Origin of the sequence: Candidatus Agathobaculum pullicola (assembly GCF_052117205.1) — a bacterium.
GTDB classification, from domain to species: domain Bacteria; phylum Bacillota; class Clostridia; order Oscillospirales; family Butyricicoccaceae; genus Agathobaculum; species Agathobaculum pullicola.
Genome location: NZ_JBQKJP010000112.1, coordinates 1 through 939, shown reverse-complemented (window position 1 = coordinate 939; position 939 = coordinate 1). Strand labels below are relative to the sequence as shown.

At 46.4% G+C, this 939-nt stretch carries 1 protein-coding gene; it reads right to left on the bottom strand.

All coding sequences use genetic code 11. The features are described from left to right. Positions 1-206: 206 nt before the first annotated feature. Positions 207-902 (bottom strand): helix-turn-helix domain-containing protein, encoded by a 696-nt coding sequence (locus tag ACTQ3V_RS15625; protein ID WP_441468295.1) that lies wholly within the window; start codon positions 900-902, stop codon positions 207-209. Between the last annotated feature and the right edge of the window lie 37 nt (positions 903-939).

The window sequence follows — 939 nt, the reverse complement described above, 5'->3', positions numbered from 1 at the left end:
CCGGTAGCCTTTATCTGGGCTTTCCATATGGATTCTTGCAATCTTGTCCGCTAACTGTTCGTTTTCCGAAGTTCTGCGGCTCAATTTTCCGCAAGCCCATTTGTGGTAGGCGGAACGGGCAACATGAAGCAATTCGCAGGCGGCCTCAATGGAGTAGCCCTGTTCCTTATGACATTCCTGAATTGCTCTGTAAATATGGTGCTGCCTTACTTCCGAGAGGCATCTCTCCTCTCTATTTCGTCCAATTTTTTTAGCAGTGTGTTCTCCAGTTCTGACAAATACAATCTGTGCTTAAGTTGTTCAATCTCAATTTGAGCTTGCTCCAGTTCGGTACGGGGCGTTTGGTCTTTCTTGCGGCGACCGCGACGATCCTCCAGGCCGGCTTTCCCCATCTGTTCAAAGCGAAGCGTCCAAGTACGCACCTGTTGGTAACTCACTTGGTATTTCAATGCCATCTCGCCGTAGTTCTTCCCGCAAGCTATGCATTCCCTGACAATCTGTATACGTTCTTCCAGCGTAGTTTCCCGTCCCTGCTTCATGTAGCTTCCTCCTCCTGAAAACTGTAAAGATTTGAAGTTTCCATGTGCAGTATACACCTTAATCCATCTTCGTAGCCGCGCTTGCTTCCGAATATGATATTTTTTACATATATCCAACTGGCTTTTCCTACCAGATAAGTATTCCTCTACTGCCTGTTGTTTTAACCCCGGGCTGTATACACGGTTCTTGTGCGGCAAAAAAGCTTCTGCGCCATCTGCTTCGTAGTTGCATACCTGTCGTTTCATCGTTTCTTTCAAAATACCTTCTCGGCGAGCTGCTTCACTCATGCCGACCCGTCCTTTCAAGCAGTCCCGTATAATCTCGATCTTTTTCTCTATGCTAAGTTTCTGTTTTTGTGGCATAACAATGCTCCCTCCATGATTGACAGTGTTTTATTTC

Excerpts from the sequence above, each read along its gene's own strand:
- ACTQ3V_RS15625 (WP_441468295.1), bottom strand. The coding sequence starts at position 902 with ATGCCACAAAAACAGAAACTTAGCATAGAGAAAAAGATCGAGATTATA.